Origin of the sequence: Methylobacterium sp. Leaf108 (assembly GCF_001423265.1) — a bacterium.
Classification (GTDB): Bacteria; Pseudomonadota; Alphaproteobacteria; order Rhizobiales; family Beijerinckiaceae; genus Methylobacterium.
Map to the genome: position 1 here is coordinate 1 of NZ_LMND01000015.1, position 16,686 is coordinate 16,686.

Genomic DNA, 16,686 nt, shown 5'->3' on the forward strand with positions numbered 1-16,686 from the left:
TGCTCGCGCTGCCCCGCATCCTCGCGCAGCAGCGTCAGGTAGGGGGCCACCAGCGCCCATTCATCATCGGAAACGTCGGACGGGTAGGCAGAGCGCGAACAGGTCATCCCCCTTCATCTGGAACCCACCCGTCACAGGTCCATAACAGCCTCTAGTGGTCGGGGTCCACATGGCAGATCCAGGTCAGGTTTCAGCACCCTTCTGGAATTACTGCCATCCTGGCCACTCAACCCCGCATCAGCCCCTTATCGAACGGGCTCTGAGCTCTCTTGGCTGAACAAGATCAGGGGTCCGAGCGCCGTGTGCGTCGATCTCGGGTGATAAAGGGTCGTTGACGCCTTCACAGGTTCCAAAGCCATGCCAAAAGGGCAGACCACCTCAATGGGGCGGACTAATCACGCATTCGTGAGAGTCGGACTGAAACTTTACGCGAATCCGTGTCGTTCTGATTGCCCCATAAATATAAAATTGAGGGATGCCAATTGTCTTTTTTGCGATAACAATTTGTAATTAAACGATCTTTTCGGTAATTATCGTTTTTTACGAGATTTTAACATTATTGCTTGCGGTCGATTGTTAGACTGCGATATTCTGTTTGCCTCGATGACCAGCGATCCCAGGAGAAGACTGACGCCATGGATAGAGCTTCCATCATCAAGAATGAGCCAACTGGCTTTAACTATGAAGCAGGTAGGCGCGCCTTCATGCGCACCGTTGGCCTCGGCGCGGCAGGGGCGGCTGTACTGAGCGCCACGGGCGGTCAGGCAAGCGCGCAATCTGCTGGCGTCGGCGCCGCAGACGTTTTCAACTTCGCTCTCAACCTCGAGTATCTTGAGGCGGAGTTCTACCTGCGCGCGGCGTTCGGTCGTGGCCTCGCGGATTCGGATACTACAGGCAATGGTACACTCGGCGCCGTCACAGGCGGCCGCCAGGTAGCCTTCGAGACGCCACTGTTCCAAGCCTATGCCAACGAGATCGCCGACGATGAAGAGAAGCACGTCAAGTTCCTGCGCTCCATCCTCGGTGGCGCGGCAGTAGCCCGACCGACCCTAAACTTCGTCGACAGCTTCAACGCCCTCGCTCGGTTCTCCGGCCTCGGCGACACCTTCGACGCCTTCGCTAACGAGACGAACTTCCTGCTTGCGGCGTTCGTGTTCGAGGATGTCGGTGTCACTGCCTACAAGGGAGCGGCCTCGCTGATCCGCAATAACGAGTTCCTTGAGGCTACCGCCGGCATTCTCGCCGTCGAGGCTTACCACGCCGGTCTGGTTCGCACGCTCCTGGCCGGCCGCGGTCTTTTCCAGCAGGCCCAGGCCATATCCGACCTGCGCGATTTCTTTGATGGCCCGAGCGACATCGACTTTGGCATCGGCACCGCCGCCAACCCCGACATCGTCCCCACCGACGCGAACTCCCTGGCCATTAGCCGCACACCAGCCGAGGTTCTTGCGATTGTCTACGCCAGCGGTACCTCGCAGCCGGGCGGGTTCTTCCCGAATGGCCTCAATGGTCTTGTACGTTAAGATTAGTCCGTCCAGGCAAATCAGCTGCCTTCGACGAGCGGCACTCCGTCCGATCGACGTTTAGGTCATGTCTGAAGTATGCCGCCAGGGCATCGGATCCGATCCGATGCCCTGGCAATTGTTAATGCGCCAATCGCTCATCTGCGATTTAATGCTACGCGGGCGTTCGTCGCCTTCGACTATCGCGGAGTAATCCATGTCTACATTCGTGCATCATTTAACGCATCGTCCTTATCTCGTGAAGATGCTTGCGTTGAATGGCATCAAATGGGTAGATCGATTGACACGCGTCGAGCTTTAGGAGATCGTTAATCGAATTCTGGTTGCGGGACCTCTCTCGCGATCGGAGCCGATTTGCCCGTGCGCGGGTCCGACAAAGGGAATTGAGTGACCCATGGTCAAGCTTTTGAAACGTTTCGTCAGACAAGACGACGGCGCGGCCATGGTGGAATACGCTCTCCTCGTAGCGTTGATCGCCCTAGTCGCCATCGTTGGCATCACTTCGACCGGGACGAGCCTTAACGCGCAGTTCGCCAAGATCAGCTGCAAGATCGCGACTCCGTCGGCGGATTGCACGCAGGCGCAATGATCGCGTTCTGCCCGCTCACCGACCGATCCGGCGTGGCTCGGCAAGGTCTTCGTCGACTAGGTCTCCGTCGGGAGGGGCGGTCGTGAGGCGGTCGTCGGTCCTATCCCTGGCGGTGGCACTTCTGTTTGGAGCTCTGGCGGCCTTCCTCGCAAGGGGCCTGCTCATCGGTGCGCAGGTCCAGAGCCCGCGTCCGGCCCTGGGGAGAGTCGTGGTCGCGGCGGCGCCCGTCGGGTTCGGGGCGCCGCTCACCGAGGCGAACCTGCGGGAGGTGGAATGGCCAGCCGGTGACGCGCTGGACGGCTCCTTCTCCACGATCGCCGACTTGACGAAAGACGGACGGCGTCTCGCCCTTGCTCCCCTTCAGCGTAATGAGCCGGTGCTCGCCGCCAAGATCACTGCGCCGAACCAGCGCGCCACCCTCTCGACCCAGATCGAGCAGGGTATGCGCGCCGTGACGATCCGCGTCGACGAGGTGCGCGGCGTCGCCGGCTTCGTGCTGCCCGGCGATCGGGTCGACCTGATCCTGACCCGTGGCGAAGGCGGAACACAAGACACGGCCTATGCCGATATGCTGATCCAGAACGCCAAGGTACTGGCGATCGATCAGGTCGCCGGCGACCGTCAGGACAAGCCGACCGTGGCACGCGCCGTGACCCTCGAATTGAACGTGCCGCAGGCCCAGAAGGCCATCCTGGCCCAGGGTATCGGCCGCCTGTCCCTCGTGCTGCGACAGACCGGCGAACCCGTCGCCGCTGCCTCCGAGCGGGTCACCGCCGCCGATCTCGGGACCGGGCAGAGCGCTGCCGCCAAGAACCAGATCGCCGATCTCACCGCCCAGGTCGAAGCCCTGCGCAAGGCGGCGGACGCCGCCAGTGCCCGCGCTGGCGAGGGAACCCGCGCCCAGCTCGCCGAGATGGAGATGCGTCTGCGCGGCGAGATCGGGCGCCAAGCCAAGCCGCCGGGTCTCTCCCCCGCAGCGCCGCCGCCGCCCAAGCTGACTATCAACGTCATCCGCAACGGTTCGAAGCGGGAGCCATATCCCGTCGATGCCGAGGAATGACGGTCGGGTCCTACCCGCGACGCGGTCGTCGACGGAGCGTATGACCACGCTGAACCTCGCGACCCGGTCCTTGACCGAGCCGTGCGTTGTGTCCCGAGTCCGGAGTCCGCGTGATCTGTTTTCTCGTCGCCGCCGACCGTGGCGATCCGCAGGTCCGGTCTCTGTCCAAGCTCGCCGAGTCCCTGGGCTACGCGCCGACCTTGGTTGCCGGCCTCGCCGCCCTGCGGGCCGAACGGTCCTTTACCGACGCGCGCCGGCCCCTCGTCCTGGTGGCTGACGTCGCCGGCGGCACTTTAGCGGACGCCGCCCTGCGGCTGGCACAGGACGAACAGGGCCGGGCCTTCGTCGTCTATGTCGCAGACAGCCTCAGCCCCGACCTATACAAGACGCTCGTGCGCAGTCAGGCGGGGGAGTGGATCGCCTGGGATACCTGCGCCCAGGAACTGCGCGACCTAACCCGTTCGTTCGCCAGCGCCGAGCCCGCGGACAGATCCGCCAGGGTGGTGAGCTTCCTGCCCAGCAAAGGTGGTGTCGGCAACACTACCCTCGCCCTGGAGACGGGGATCCATCTCTCGGCCCGGCGCAAGTCGCCGATGCGGGTGGCCCTGCTCGATCTCAACCTGCAGGGGGGAACCCTGGCGGACGCTCTCGACCTGACCCCACGTTTCGAGGTAGGGGAGATCATCGCCCAGCCAGAACGACTCGACGAACAGCTCATCGACGTGTTCACGAGCCGGCATACGCCGCGCCTCGATGTCTTCGCGAGCCCGCCGCGCCGGCTCGACCTCGGGACCGTGCCGCCCGAGATCGTCTTCACCCTCATCGATGCCATCGCCAAACGCTACGAGGCGGTCCTGATCGACCTGCCCCACGCCTGGGTCGCCTGGGTCGACAACGTCGTCCAGGGCTCCGACGCGGTGGTGGTGTCGGGCGGCCCGTCGGTCCCGGCCCTGCGTAAGCTCACGCAGACTCTCTCCCACTGCGACACCCTCGCGATCCCCGCGGCCGACCTCGCCGTCGCCGTGAACGCCTGCGAGGTCGATCTCCTCGGCCGCGTGACCCGACAGGCTGAGATCGAGCGCCCGCTCGCCGGCCGGACGTTGTTCCGTATCCGCCGCGACGGCGCCGCCGCGAACGGAGCACTCGATGCTGGGCGATCCTTGATCGAGATGGCGCCCACCGCCAGGATCAGCGCCGACATCAAGGCCCTGGCGGAGTGGTGCGGAGCTGCGAGGAACCCGGCGTGAGATCGTCTCGTAACGGTCCTTCATCGGAGGTAGCATGACCGGATTATCCGATCGATGGCGGGGTGCATCGGTACCCGCCAACCCTGCCACCGCCAACCCCGCACCGGCGGGCCCTTCCTCTGCCAAGCCCTCGCTCGCCGAACCCGTCTTTGCCGAGCCGCCGCCCGACGTAGCCGCGGCGGCACCGCGCGCGACCCTGACCGACGCCAAGGTCAAGCTCCACGGTCAGATCATCGACGAGTTCAACCTCGCGTTGATCGACAAGGTCTCGCACGAGGATCTGGCCCGCCAGGTCGGGCGCTTCGTCGCCGAATACGCCCTGCGCGAGCGCCTCGCCCTCAATCAGCGCGAGCTCGAGGCCTTCTCGGCGGAGGTGCTCGACGAGATGATCGGGCTTGGGCCAATCGAGCCGCTACTCAAGGACGCCAGCGTTTCGGACATCCTCATTAACGGGCATCGCTCGGTCTTCGTGGAGCGGTTCGGCAAGCTCGAACCGACCCCGGTCCACTTCAAGGATGAGGCCCATCTCCTGCGGATCATCAACAAGATGGTCGCGGCGGTGGGTCGGCGGATCGACGAATCGTCGCCGATGGTCGATGCGCGCCTGCCCGACGGGTCGCGGGTCAACGTCGCGATCCGGCCGATCGCGGTGGATGGCCCCCTGGTCTCGATCCGCAAGTTCTCCAAGCGCCCGATCTCGATGGAGCGGCTCGTGGAACTCGGGGCGCTGCGCGGGCCGATGGCCGACCTTATGAAGGCGGCAGTTTGCGGGCGCATCTCTCTGGTCGTCTCCGGCGGCACCGGCTCCGGCAAGACGACGATGCTTAACGCGCTCTCTGCCTATATCTCGCCGCGCGAGCGCCTCATCACCATCGAGGACGCCGCCGAGCTCCAGCTCCAGCAGCCGCACGTCGCCCGCCTCGAGACCCGGCCGCCGAGCGTCGAGGGACGCGGCGAGATCCGCCAGCGCGAACTCCTCAAGAACGCCCTGCGGATGCGGCCCGACCGGATCATCCTGGGCGAGTGCCGCGGCGAGGAGGCCTTCGACATGCTCCAGGCCATGAACACCGGCCACGAGGGTTCAATGACCACCATTCACGCCAACACCCCCCGCGACGCTCTCGCGCGGGTGGAGCAGATGATCGGCATGGCGGCGGCCAACATGTCGACCTCCTCGATCCGTAGTCAGATCGCCTCGGGCATCCAGCTTCTTCTCCAACTTCAACGCCTCAGCGACGGGCGCCGTCGGGTCACTAGCATCAGCGAGGTGACGGGCATGGAGGGCGAGGTGATCCAGATGCAGGAGATCTACCGCTTCGTCCGCGAGGGCGTCGACACCAATCATCAGGTGATCGGCGCTTTCCGCGCCACCGGCGTACGTCCGAAATTCCTGCAGGAGCTGAAGGCGCAAGGCATCGACATGCCGGGCCAGGCCTTCGATCCCACGGTCTCGCTGTGATCCCTTTGCATCCTGCATGGCCGACTTCGTCCGCCGCCGGTTTCTGCTCCAGTTCTTGCGCCAAAGCGCGAACGCGCGGATCGGCGAACGGGACGGCGCGGCCACCTATGACTGCTCCCCGCGTTCCGGCCGCACCGATATCGCCGGCGCCCAGTGTCGTACCGTAAGCGGCAATCGGCGTTGGCGGCGCGAAAATCTGCGCGCGAAGCACACGCGCAGGCCCGCAAAAGGCGGATGCCGGCGACCGAGGCCGTCACAGAACCAGACCGTCGCCTATAGGCGATCCTTCCGGAATCGGTCCGCGGTTCTGTCGAGCGATGTCCTGAACGGTGCTATAGGACACGGTGAGTCACATTTCGACAACCTGTGCGGCGCCTTCGTTCCGGACGTTCAGACGCTGGAGGTTTTTCAAGATTCATGGCGCGGCAACGGTGTGACGGGTCGAGGGTGTCGGGATCGCAGGAGTTAGGCGACCCTGACGGGGAGCGCCGCGATGGTTGAGACCTGGCTGGTCTTTGTCCTGATCTTCGCCTGTTCGGTCGTGGCCGCTCACCAGCTTCAAGCGGGTCTCGCGGGCATGATGCGCGGGCGCAAGAGCGTGCGTCGGCGCCTGTCCGGCCTCGGTGGTCCGGACCCGGCCGCCGAACTCGACAGCCAGCGTCGGCGATCGGCTGGCCAATTCTTTCTGACCGCCCACTGGCATCGGCTGCTGCTGCAATCGGGCACACGCGCGAGTGCCGGGGCTCTGGGCCTGCGCGGCGGCCTCCTCGCCCTCGCCTTGTTCGTCCTGCTACCGGTTCCGGGCGTCTGGCTGAGGCTCTGTGCCTGTCTGCTCGCCGCCGGCCTCGTCGTCCTCCTGGTCCTGCGGGTCAAACGGGCCCGCCGCCTCGCCCGCTTCGGTGAGCAGCTTCCCGACGTTCTCGACGTGATCGTGCGCTCCCTCAGGGCCGGCCACCCGCTGTCGGTCTCGCTTGCTCTGGTAGCACGTGAGACCTCGGAGCCAGCCGGACCGGAGTTCGCCCTCGTGGTCGACGAGATGAACTACGGCCGCAGCATCGCCGAGGCCCTGGACGGACTGCACCAGCGGGTCGGGCATCCCGAACTCGCCTTCGTCGTCGCCGCGATCGCGATCGCCACTCAGACCGGGGGAAATCTCGGCGAGATCCTCGGCCGGCTCTCACGGATGCTGCGCGACCGTTTCCGGCTCACCCGCCGCGTCAGGGCGCTGACCGCCGAAGGCCGGTTCAGCGGCTATGCCCTCAGCGTAATGCCGGTGGCATTGTTCGTCGCGATCAACCTCGTCAGCGCCGCCTATTATGCGGAGTTCTGGGCGAGTCCGGCCTCGGGCACGATCACCGCCATCGCGACTGGTCTGCTGGTGGTCGGCAACCTCGTCATCTACCGCCTGGTCAACTTCAAGGTCTGAGGATGTGAGCGAGCCGACCGTCCTCCTGGTGATCGTGCTGGCCTTCACAAGCGTCGCCCTGGCCCTTTACACAGGTAGCGCGATGCTGGCCGAGCGCGAGCGGCTGCGGCGGCGCTACGACGGCCTCGGCGCCCCGGCCGTCACCGCTGAGGAACGGAACCTCGCACAGGAGAGCTGGCTCGACGTCGATCCCGCCCGGCTCGGCCTCGACCTCGACGCGCGCCGCGCCCTGCGCCGCGCCCTCGTCCGCTCCGGCTATTTCGCGCCCTCGGCCGTGGTGATCTTCACCCTGGCGCGCCTCGCCATCCTCGTCGGCCTGCCGACGCTGGGCACCCTGGCGGCGATCCGCCTGCTTCCAGCACCTGGGCCCCTCGAGATCGGGCTCATCGTCGTGACCCTGCTGATCGTCGCGCGGGTGCTGCCGCAGGCCTACCTGAGCCGACGCCAGCGCCATCTCACCGAGCGCTACCGGTCAGTGTTTCCGAACTTCCTCGACATGCTGGTGGTCTGCATCAATGCCGGCCTCGGCCTCGACGCCGCGCTCGACCGCGCCGCGGCCGAACTGGGGCAATCCGACGCCGAGTTCCAGGTCAACTTCGAGATGATGGCCGGCGAGATGCGGGCGGGCAAGAGCACGCCCGAGGCGCTCAAGGCCTGTGCTGAGCGCCTGGGACTGCCCGAGGCGCGCGCCTTCGCCGCGCTCCTGCAGCAGACGATCGAGCTCGGCACCGACGTGGCCCTGGCCTTGACCACCTTCTCGGACGAGATGCGCGACAAGCGTATGTCGCGGGCCGAGGAGAAGGCGGCCTCGCTACCCCCGAAGCTGACGCTGCCGCTGGGCCTCTTCATCTTTCCCGTGGTTCTGATCGTCGTCCTGGCACCCGCAGTCATGAAGGTGATCCGTGCGACGAGTCCATGAACCGCCAAGCATCATTTCGCGACGTGGTCCTCGGTTCGCGGAGGACGATGATGCGGCATCAGAGAGATCTGAGCCGGCCTTCGTGGGGCACTTCACGAAGGCCTGCTCGAGGCGCGACGATTCATCGGGTGCCGCGGTGCTCGAATTCGCCCTGGTGCTGCCGATCCTCGTCGTGCTGGTGTTCGGCTGTTTCGAACTTGGGCGCGCGCTCCTGGTGCGTCAGGCCATGGAGGGAGCGGTCAGGGCGGGTGCGCGCAGCCTGGCACGGGTGCCAGACCCGAACTGCCGGCCCGGCTGCTCGCTCGGCGCGCAGCGATCGGTGCGCCTCACCCGCGACCAGATCCTGGCCGAGACCAGCTTGCCGGCTTCGGCGATCTCGGTGGCGCCGGTGGCGGACCCACCCGAGGGCACCGTCGTCATGGAGGCGACCGTCGCATTCGACGTCACGCTCCTCAACGCGTCGACCTTCCGGACGCGCTGGGATTTGACCGTGCGCCATCAGGAGCAACGCATTGGCGAATAGAGATGAACGTTTGCCCGACCACCGGCGCGGTCCGTTCTGGCGGAGCCAGGACGGGGCGGCTTTGGTCGAGGCCGCGCTCGTCCTGCCGCTCCTCGTGGCGATCGTCTTCGCGCTGGCCGACCTCTCGCTCTATTTCTGGCAGAAGAGCCTCGCCACCAAGGCCGCGACCCTCGGGGTGCGGGCGGCCATCGTCGCCGATTCCGTGGCGGAGGGGCCGGGGTTAACGCCAGCCGAGAGCGCGAGCTACTGGTTCGGGCTGCCCCCCGGAGCCCTCTGCTGGCCAGGGGCGGCGGACCAGGGGGGCGTTCTCTGCCCGTCCTTCAGCGTCACCTGCGGGCCTGCACACGGCTGCGCCTGCCCGGAGGTGAGCTGCCGCTTCGGGTTCTCGCAGGCCAATCTCGCGCCGATCCTCACGGTGATGCAGGCGGTGCTGCCGCGGTTGAAACCCGACAATCTCAGGATCACCTACGCGACTAACGGGCTCGGCTATGTCGGGCGGCCGCCGCCAGTGCCCGTCGACGTCACCGTGCGGATCGTAGATCTCGCCTTCGATCCGATCTTCGCCGGCCTCCTGTTCGCCCGTTCACTGCCACTGGATGCCGCCGTGACGCTGCCGGGCGAGGACTTGGTGACGGGCCGATGAAACAGTGGAGCTCTCGTCTGCTGCGGCGGTTCGGCCGCGACGAGCGCGGCTTCGTCCTCGTCTTCGCGGCGGTTCTCATCCCGGCGCTACTGGGGTTTGTCGGTCTCGCCGTCGACGGCGCCCGCCTCATGACCCTCGACACGCAACTGGCCGCCGTCGCCGATGCCGCGGCGCTCGCCGCAGCGAACCGGCTCGACCGCACCGACGGGGCCATCTCGGCAGCCAGGGCGGCGGCCGAGGCCCTGGCCAACGGCGCCGCTTTCTCACGGCGCAATCGTGACACCCCGCGCCTCACGCTGCGGTTCGCCGAAACCCTCGTCGATCTGCGCACCGATCCCGGCTACAGCCTGCCCGAGACGGAGGCCGCCAAGGCGGTATTCGTCGAGGCGACGACAGGCGCCTACACGCTGACGACCAGCCTGCTTCAGGTCTTCGCCTCTCCGATCCGGCGCCGCGCGGTGGCGGAGGCGCAGTCCTATGCCTGCGACGTCACCCCACTGGTCTTGTGCCAAGCTGATCCGGATCGCTTCGCCGCAACAGCGCGACCCGGCCGGCAATATCTCGTGCGGATGGACGGCAACCTCGTCGATGGTTCGGTAGTGCCCCTCGATAAGCCCGACGACGAGGGCACCCGTACCACGCTCCGCAACCTCGCCTCCGACGCGCCTGCCTTCTGCTACGCGGATGCCCTCGCCTTGCGACGCAACATCCCGCAGGCCGAGTTCGACGATGCGATCAACATCCGGTTCGACCGCTACTTCAACGGCCTCGCTGCGGTGGCGAGCGATCTGGCCGTCTTTCCGCCGGCCCCGATCGTGATCCAGGGCCGCCACCTCAACGCCTGCTCCTCGCCTCCCTCGGGCGGCGACGTGAACCCGCCCTACCACCTGCCACGCGACGTCGCCTACCGAATCGTCCGCCCGTCCTCGACCTACGATCAGGGGCTGGGCGACTGGGCCGTCTCCGCGGCCTATGGCGGGATGCCCGGCGTCCAGACGACCCGCGCCATCGACGAGTACATCCTGTGGAATCACGCTGACAAGGACAGCGGCTTCCAAGACTCCCTGCGCGAGGCGGCGACCCGCTACGAGATCTACCTGCGGGAACTCGGCCTCACCCGTGAGACCGAGACGGTGCCGGTGGTGACCCGCGGCAATGCGCTGATGGGCCGGACCATGCCCACCGGCGGTCCCCTGACCGGCCCCCTCGCCTTCGTGCGTGAGAGCCCCGTCCCGATCTGCTATCCCGGCACGCGGCCGGCGACCCAGGCGCGTCGGCGGGTGCTCTATCTTTCGGTGGCCGATTGCCGGGACATCGCCACGGCAGGCGCGGCACGGCTCTCCCGCCACGTCGCCAAGGTCTTCCTCACCGAGCCCGCCAGCGGCGGCGGGCTCCTCGTGGAACTCGTCGCCATGCTGACCCCGCGCGATGACGACGGCAAGCTGCGCAGGGTGGTGCAACTAGTGGAGACCCGATGAGCCATCCCCATCCGGACAGGACGAGAAAGGGTGGTAAGCGAGGGATCGGAAGGACCGGGCCTCTGCTCTGTTGGTGGGGATCGTACGCCGGCGCCATGATTTTTGCGCCCAGCGGTGCTGACGAGGACCGCCGGGTAGAGCACTCGAACGGTCATCTCCACGGCCCGCGTCAAGGCGATGGTCTGCAAGTCGCGCATGCGGGACGACGAAATCAGAATGAGCGTTGACGATCTCGAACCGTCTGAAGCGACTAGCGTCCGGCACGACAGGCCAGATGGACGCCTGGTGGGGGCGGCACGGCAGGATCATCCCGGGGATCGCGATCCCCGGCGAGGGTGTCGTGGCCGGCCTCTGTTGACCGCTCCGCATTCACCTGCCCCTAGTCACGACACTGCACGCCCCCGAGGCGAAAGCGTGGACGGAAGCCCCGCCGAACAGCCTGCCCGATCGGGCGTTGGCCGTCGCGCATGGCCCCCCGCCGGCAAGATCGGGTTCGATGCCATCGGCCGACGACATCGAGCCTTCTCCTGTTCGGCCGAAGGCCGAGCGCGACGATGCGTCGTCGCCCATGCCGCGAACGCCCTTGTCCGGTCGCGGTCAGAGGCCGTAGACATAGCCCTCCCACGACGGCGGGAACCCCGCTTTAAGGTTGCGGCGGCTAGCCTCCGGCATGCCGCGCGCCCTGGATGCCCAGACTTTTGGTTCGATCGTGGTCATCGGGACCTTCGGCGCCGCGGAAGCGGCAGCTGCCTACCTGTCCGCGCACCCGGCGTCCGAACTCGCTTGGTATCTCACCCTCGCGGTGTTCCGGCCGTTCGAGTACGCCCGCGCCGACACCTCACCCCTTCACGTCCTGTTCGGTCCCTCCAGCCTGCCCCTCGCCGCGGCCTGTCTCGTTATCACTCTGTGCCTGCGCGTCCTGCGGTCGCGCTTCGGCATCGCCGTTGTCGCAAACAGCTGCTTTGCCCTGACGGCGGCGCTGGTCTACGCTTGGTGGACGGCCAACGGTTTGTCGCGATCGGCATCGCTGATGCCGGTGGCGTCCCTACAACGGCCGGATCTCGCCGTGGTCGCCCTGATGATGGCGAGTTCCTGCCTCGCCTTCCTTGCAAGCCACTTGTCCTTCGTAGCGATCATCCTATCCGATCGGCGAGCCTCACGTCCGTCCGTCTCGCTCCCGCCCACCCCGTCCCGGATGCCCGTGTCCGCTCTCTAAGGCGGGCCCTGGTCCGTTCCGTTCTCGCCACCGCCCTGGCGACGGCGGCGTCGACCGGAGCCGTCGCCCAAGGTCTGGGAGGCAAACGCACACCCGATCGCGTCTACGAGGTCGGTCGCGGCGGCTGGTCTATCGAGCGGTTCGGGGACGACATCGTTGTCTTACGCACGCAGGTCGTCGGGAGCCTCGCCCGGACCGACGTCCCCGGTTCGCTCGTACTCTCCTGCGATGCGGGCGAGCGACGCCTGCGGCTCACGTTGCCCGGACGGCTCGCACCATGGCCGGGTAGCGCACAGACGGGTACGATGCTGCTGCAGGTACCGCAGCTCGGCGGGGCCTATCGCGCGGGTCCGGTACGGATCGGCCAACGCCATGTCCTGTCCTTCGCGGAAACGGCGACGTCGAACGAAGATCGGGTGTCGTTCCTGATTAGACTGATCCGCTTCGGAACCCGCCGGCTTGATCTGATGCTCAGGCCGCATGGTCCCGCGCCCGCAGTGCCCCTGACGGTTCATGTCTTTGCCCTCGCGGACGGGAGAACGGACGCCATCGCACTCGACGACATGCTGGCCACATGTCAGCGCCGTCCACGCTGAGCCGCCCGGCGAACGGTTTCCCGGTTGGTCCGGGGCGGACAATGCTGCAACTCTGCAATGGTCTGGTAAAATGCGGGCGGGCGGCGCGGGCGGCGCGGAGCCCAGGCTATCCCGGCCTCACTGGCACGCTACAAGGAAGGCGACGTGGATCTCGACGCGCACCGCATTGTCGAACGCGAAGCGTGTTACCAGTTTTTGAAACGCACCGCGTCTGTCACTCGTAGGGTGCGCATCGTCCAGACACCCCGAGCCCCCTGATGCTTCGAGCCTGCGTGCGTCATTTCCGGTTCTCCATCGTTGTGGGTGAGGGGCCTTGAGCGTGGTGGAACGCGAGGAGGCGAAGCGCTCGCCCTTAAGGAGAGTGCGTCTAGGTCTCGTGGCGGGTCTGTTTCTGCTGATCGTGGGCTGCCAGACGCGATCGGACGAGGGCGTCGCCGTCGTACCCGGCGTCGAGCCGACCCTTCCGGCGTCGGACGAAGCCTATAGCCTTGGCCGGGTGAACCTCGCGGCCGGCAACAGCGGACTGGCCGAACGCAACTTCCGAGATGCCCTGGCCCGCAACAAGGACGATGGAGCCGCCTGGCTCGGCCTCGCCGCCGCATATGACAACCTCGGGCGCTACGAACTGGCGGACCGGGCCTATGTCCAGGCGAAGACGCTGCTCGGGGAGACCCTTGAGATGCTCAACAACCGCGGCTATTCCTACATGTTGCGCGGCGACGGCAGACGGGCACTGAGCCAGTTCGAACGGGCGCTTGCGATAGATCCGGCCAACCCGGTGATCGCCAACAATATCCAACTTTTAAGGGCGGCCCGGACGCCAACGCGCTCGGCGCCATTCTGAAGGTTCATCCCGTCCGTTTCTCGGGCCGGGGCGACGTCCCTTGGGCGCAATGGGGCTCGACGGCAACGTGACACGAATGTCTCAACGCTGAGCAAACCGCCTTCCATTTTGCCACGACCCGTTGTGGAAGGCCACGCCGTTTCGTTAACCTCTCGTTAACCTGAGGGATATCGGCGTGACGATGCGTTTGGACTGGACCGTATCGACGACGCGAGCATTGCTCGCCGGGGCACTGGCGACATCGGTCTGCACCATCGCGATGCCCGGCGGTGCCGGCTTCGCACAGGCCCAGGTGCGGCCAGTTCCCCGCACCGGCGGTAACGCCGTGCTGAGCCGCCTTAAACTGACCGTCAACAAGTCACAGACCGTAAAGATCAGCAACGCCTTCACCGACGTGCTGGTTGGCTCCTCCGAGATCGCCGATGTCGTGCCGCTCAGTGACCGCACCCTCTATGTCCTGGGCAAGCGCGCCGGCACTACCAACGTCTCGCTCGTAGATGCCGAGCGCAAGCTCGTCGGGCTGATCGATATCGAGGTGGGTCCTGATACCCAGGTGATCGAATCCCAGGTCCGCCAGAGCACGGGCGATCCCGGCCTGCGCGTCGCCAGCCAGGGCGACCGGGTCGTCCTCGGCGGCGTCGCTAGCGACGCCGTCAGCGTCGATCGGGCCCTGCAGGTTGCGCCACCCGGCACTCTCAATCTCACTCGCGTCCGCTCCCCGCAGCAGGTGATGCTCAAGGTCCGCTTCGTGGAGGTGAACCGCAATGCAGGCCGCGAATTCGGAACCCGGTTCGAGATCGGAGGCCGTAACACCCTGACCAATGTCGGCGCCTTCGGGGCGAGCAGCCCGGTGTCGTCCTCGCCGGGAACCGGCGGCCTGCTCTCGGGGATCGTCGGCACGGCCGTGAATGCCGCCACTACCGGCGGCGTCCCGTTCGCGACCCTGGTTCAGGGCTTTCGCGGCAGTTCCGGCCAGCTCGATCTGTTCGTGAGCGCGCTTGAGACCAAGGGTTTACTGCGACGCCTCGCCGAACCCAACCTGATCGCGATGTCCGGCGACCGGGCCGAGTTCCTGGCGGGCGGCGAGATCCCGATCCCGATCGCCAACCAGACCTTGAACGGCTCGCCTCAGATCACGGTCTCTTACAAAGAGTTCGGCGTGAAGCTCGGCTTCACGCCGACTGTTCTCAAGAACGGCATGATCCACCTCCAACTTGAGCCGGAGGTGAGCGACATCGATCCGACCCTTTCGGTCGCGGTCGGAGGAGGCGTGTCCGTGCCCGGCCTGACGAAACGGCGGGCGAAGACCAACGTCGAGCTGCGCGACGGCCAAAGCTTCGCCATCGCAGGCCTCCTACAAACCAATTCGACTCGCTCGATCGAGCAGTTGCCTTGGCTCGGCTCGATTCCGATCCTCGGCTCCCTGTTCCGGTCTACCGAATTCCAGGACCGCGAAACCGAACTCGTGGTGATCGTAACCCCAGCTCTCGTAAATCCGGCGCGACCCGGGCAAGTGCTGGCGACCCCCCTCGACACGACTGAACCAGCCAACGATGTCGACCTGTTTGTCAACGGAAAATTAGAGTTGCGACGCAACATGCGTCAGTTTGTAAGCGAGCGCGGCGGCGTCATCGGTCCTTATGGCCACATGCTGCCGGGTGAGCCAGTTCCTACGAGGCCAGTTCCAATGCGCGCTGTCCGGTCTCTTAATTAAGGAGCGGCGGCAAATGAAGCCAATTGTCTTCGCCCTCGCAGTCCGTCTCGGGCTCTCCTTGGTGCCGATCCTGTCCGTGGCCGGCTGCCAAGATTATCTTGCCCGCCGTGATACCCTCACCCTTGACACCGGCGAAGCTGTTCAAACCAACATGGCGATCCATGTGCTAGATCCAACTCCAGAGGCTGCCGGCCAGTTCGACCGCGAAATGAACGGCGAACGGCTTCAGCGAGGAATCGAGCGCTATCGCAATCCTCAAAGTGGCCTTGGCGGCTTCGGCACCCCCGCGGCCGTCCCTCTCGGGGCTCCGTCAGGAGGATCGCCTCCTACTAGATAGAAAATCCGATTTTAAGGCGAGTTTTTTCGTAAAAATAGGTATCTGTCTGAGTAATAAAATTACTTAGTAAGATCCGTGTCAAAGTTAACACAGTTTTGGCCGTCGGCCTTTAGCTTTATTGGCCGGCCTCGGACAGGTCGTGTCCCTGAGCGTGGTGTAGCTCGCTGAGGGCAACCACGATTGCCGGCTTGAGCCGGGAGGATCAGGCTGCCAGGGGTCAGCAGGCTGACGAGGGGATCATCGCCGATCGGGGCGATGCTTTCCAGGGTCATGTAGCGAGACCTTTGGACAGCCCATTCGTCGTTTTGTTCGTGCAGGATCACGCCGGACGAGGTGGGTGCTGGCCGCCTCGTTAGGGAAGATGTCGACGACCTCGGTCTGGTGTAAAAGAGCCTCCAAGAATAACCCTACGCAAAATCAGGACTAGGCCAATGTAAAAATGAGCGATTTCTGGTGTCGAGAGGGGGCTTAATCGACGCCGATCGTGACCCTATCTGGATTTCATATTTCGTCAAAATCTCAAGGCCTTAGAAAGAAACCTGCATGGGTCAGATTTAGGTATTTATCGACAGCCAGATCAGCCGACTTAAGTTGATCAAGCGCCAAAGCTACGGACGAGCGGGCCTTGATCTCCTCAGGCGGCGCATGGTCCTCGCCGCGTGATCCACACAGAGTGAGCTGGAGCCACAGAAACGGGGCAATCCCAAAGCATGGTCAACCCAGGCGTCTTCGGACCCATCGCCGCGTCATGCACGAAGGCCCGCTTGTGTTACTTCGTAACCGTCTTGGGGTTCAGTTCGTGCAGCGCGGCGAGATTTTTGAGCGGAGTTTTCAATCGCTGTTGCGCTGCTCTGACTGCGCGCGTGGTCGTAGCGCAGCCGTGAAGAGCCTAACCTATAACGCCTCATTATATGCGACCGCCTCAGATAAACTAATGCCACCACACCGCGGGACTGCACATTTAGAACTCCCAGGTCACCCCGGTGCGAATGACGCGGGCCGGGACGCCCGCTAGGGATACGTTGGCGGGAAAGGCGCTCCTCACCAGGGAGCCGGCACCGACGATGCTGTCCTTGCCGATCACGGCGTTGCGCAGGATCGTGACGTTGGTG

Annotated in this window: 15 protein-coding genes and 2 pseudogenes; 15 read left to right on the forward strand and 2 right to left on the reverse strand. The window is 65.4% G+C overall.

Annotated features, from left to right (window positions below; translation table 11 throughout):
• Nucleotides 1-107, reverse strand: a pseudogene (locus ASF39_RS21205) (IS5/IS1182 family transposase); the annotation flags it as partial.
• Between the two features lie 528 nt (nucleotides 108-635).
• On the opposite strand from ASF39_RS21205, the gene ASF39_RS10935 reads away from it, so the two are divergent.
• The 15 genes from ASF39_RS10935 to ASF39_RS21215 all read left to right on the forward strand — a co-directional run bounded on the left by ASF39_RS10935 (nucleotide 636) and on the right by ASF39_RS21215 (nucleotide 15,574).
• The gene (locus tag ASF39_RS10935) at nucleotides 636-1,523 is read left to right on the forward strand and encodes a ferritin-like domain-containing protein (RefSeq protein WP_056283777.1); all 888 of its coding nucleotides are present in this window, start codon (nucleotides 636-638) and stop codon (nucleotides 1,521-1,523) included.
• Between the two features lie 394 nt (nucleotides 1,524-1,917).
• Nucleotides 1,918-2,112: a Flp family type IVb pilin gene (locus ASF39_RS10940; RefSeq protein ID WP_056283780.1), complete on the forward strand. Its 195-nt coding sequence runs from the start codon at nucleotides 1,918-1,920 to the stop codon at nucleotides 2,110-2,112.
• Between the two features lie 82 nt (nucleotides 2,113-2,194).
• On the forward strand, nucleotides 2,195-3,172 hold the full coding sequence (gene cpaB / locus ASF39_RS10945; RefSeq protein WP_162240590.1) for a Flp pilus assembly protein CpaB: 978 nt from the start codon (nucleotides 2,195-2,197) through the stop codon (nucleotides 3,170-3,172).
• Nucleotides 3,173-3,282: 110 nt separating this feature from the next.
• The gene (locus ASF39_RS10950; RefSeq protein ID WP_056283787.1) at nucleotides 3,283-4,419 is read left to right on the forward strand and encodes an AAA family ATPase; all 1,137 of its coding nucleotides are present in this window, start codon (nucleotides 3,283-3,285) and stop codon (nucleotides 4,417-4,419) included.
• A gap of 34 nt (nucleotides 4,420-4,453) precedes the next feature.
• The gene (locus tag ASF39_RS10955) at nucleotides 4,454-5,878 is read left to right on the forward strand and encodes a CpaF family protein (RefSeq protein WP_082494503.1); all 1,425 of its coding nucleotides are present in this window, start codon (nucleotides 4,454-4,456) and stop codon (nucleotides 5,876-5,878) included.
• A gap of 493 nt (nucleotides 5,879-6,371) precedes the next feature.
• Entirely contained in the window at nucleotides 6,372-7,304 is a 933-nt protein-coding gene (locus tag ASF39_RS10960; RefSeq protein WP_056283789.1) for a type II secretion system F family protein, read from the forward strand.
• Nucleotides 7,305-7,308: 4 nt separating this feature from the next.
• Nucleotides 7,309-8,223 carry a type II secretion system F family protein gene (locus tag ASF39_RS10965; protein WP_056283792.1) on the forward strand — a complete coding sequence of 305 codons (915 nt, stop codon included), beginning with the start codon at nucleotides 7,309-7,311 and terminating at the stop codon, nucleotides 8,221-8,223.
• A gap of 136 nt (nucleotides 8,224-8,359) precedes the next feature.
• The gene (locus ASF39_RS10970; RefSeq protein ID WP_200938201.1) at nucleotides 8,360-8,746 is read left to right on the forward strand and encodes a TadE/TadG family type IV pilus assembly protein; all 387 of its coding nucleotides are present in this window, start codon (nucleotides 8,360-8,362) and stop codon (nucleotides 8,744-8,746) included.
• A 10-nt stretch (nucleotides 8,747-8,756) separates the two neighbouring features.
• Nucleotides 8,757-9,389: a TadE/TadG family type IV pilus assembly protein gene (locus ASF39_RS10975; RefSeq protein ID WP_162240591.1), complete on the forward strand. Its 633-nt coding sequence runs from the start codon at nucleotides 8,757-8,759 to the stop codon at nucleotides 9,387-9,389.
• Nucleotides 9,386-10,867 (forward strand): pilus assembly protein TadG-related protein, encoded by a 1,482-nt coding sequence (locus tag ASF39_RS10980; RefSeq protein ID WP_056283801.1) that lies wholly within the window; start codon nucleotides 9,386-9,388, stop codon nucleotides 10,865-10,867. The genes ASF39_RS10975 and ASF39_RS10980 overlap by 4 nt, the downstream gene beginning before the upstream one ends.
• A gap of 670 nt (nucleotides 10,868-11,537) precedes the next feature.
• Nucleotides 11,538-12,083 (forward strand): hypothetical protein, encoded by a 546-nt coding sequence (locus ASF39_RS10985; RefSeq protein WP_056283802.1) that lies wholly within the window; start codon nucleotides 11,538-11,540, stop codon nucleotides 12,081-12,083.
• Between the two features lie 305 nt (nucleotides 12,084-12,388).
• A complete protein-coding gene (locus ASF39_RS21210; protein ID WP_156648456.1) occupies nucleotides 12,389-12,679 on the forward strand; it encodes a hypothetical protein in 291 nt (96 codons plus the stop codon).
• 319 nt (nucleotides 12,680-12,998) lie between these two features.
• On the forward strand, nucleotides 12,999-13,523 hold the full coding sequence (locus ASF39_RS10995) for a tetratricopeptide repeat protein (RefSeq protein ID WP_244472368.1): 525 nt from the start codon (nucleotides 12,999-13,001) through the stop codon (nucleotides 13,521-13,523).
• 181 nt (nucleotides 13,524-13,704) lie between these two features.
• A complete protein-coding gene (locus ASF39_RS11000) occupies nucleotides 13,705-15,237 on the forward strand; it encodes a type II and III secretion system protein family protein (protein WP_244472369.1) in 1,533 nt (510 codons plus the stop codon).
• A 13-nt stretch (nucleotides 15,238-15,250) separates the two neighbouring features.
• On the forward strand, nucleotides 15,251-15,574 hold the full coding sequence (locus tag ASF39_RS21215; protein ID WP_156648459.1) for a hypothetical protein: 324 nt from the start codon (nucleotides 15,251-15,253) through the stop codon (nucleotides 15,572-15,574).
• Nucleotides 15,575-15,780: 206 nt separating this feature from the next.
• On the opposite strand, the pseudogene ASF39_RS21220 reads toward ASF39_RS21215, so the two are convergent.
• Nucleotides 15,781-15,955 (reverse strand): annotated as a pseudogene (locus ASF39_RS21220) (IS256 family transposase); the annotation flags it as partial.
• Between the last annotated feature and the right edge of the window lie 731 nt (nucleotides 15,956-16,686).

What these genes read in the sequence shown, in the direction of transcription:
- ASF39_RS21215 (WP_156648459.1), top strand. Translation starts at nt 15,251, where the DNA reads ATGAAGCCAATTGTCTTCGCCCTCGCAGTCCGTCTCGGGCTCTCCTTG.
- ASF39_RS10940 (WP_056283780.1), top strand. Translation starts at nt 1,918, where the DNA reads ATGGTCAAGCTTTTGAAACGTTTCGTCAGACAAGACGACGGCGCGGCC.
- ASF39_RS10985 (WP_056283802.1), top strand. Translation starts at nt 11,538, where the DNA reads ATGCCGCGCGCCCTGGATGCCCAGACTTTTGGTTCGATCGTGGTCATC.
- ASF39_RS11000 (WP_244472369.1), top strand. Translation starts at nt 13,705, where the DNA reads ATGCGTTTGGACTGGACCGTATCGACGACGCGAGCATTGCTCGCCGGG.
- ASF39_RS10980 (WP_056283801.1), top strand. Translation starts at nt 9,386, where the DNA reads ATGAAACAGTGGAGCTCTCGTCTGCTGCGGCGGTTCGGCCGCGACGAG.
- ASF39_RS10955 (WP_082494503.1), top strand. Translation starts at nt 4,454, where the DNA reads ATGACCGGATTATCCGATCGATGGCGGGGTGCATCGGTACCCGCCAAC.
- ASF39_RS21210 (WP_156648456.1), top strand. Translation starts at nt 12,389, where the DNA reads ATGCTGCTGCAGGTACCGCAGCTCGGCGGGGCCTATCGCGCGGGTCCG.
- ASF39_RS10935 (WP_056283777.1), top strand. Translation starts at nt 636, where the DNA reads ATGGATAGAGCTTCCATCATCAAGAATGAGCCAACTGGCTTTAACTAT.
- ASF39_RS10960 (WP_056283789.1), top strand. Translation starts at nt 6,372, where the DNA reads ATGGTTGAGACCTGGCTGGTCTTTGTCCTGATCTTCGCCTGTTCGGTC.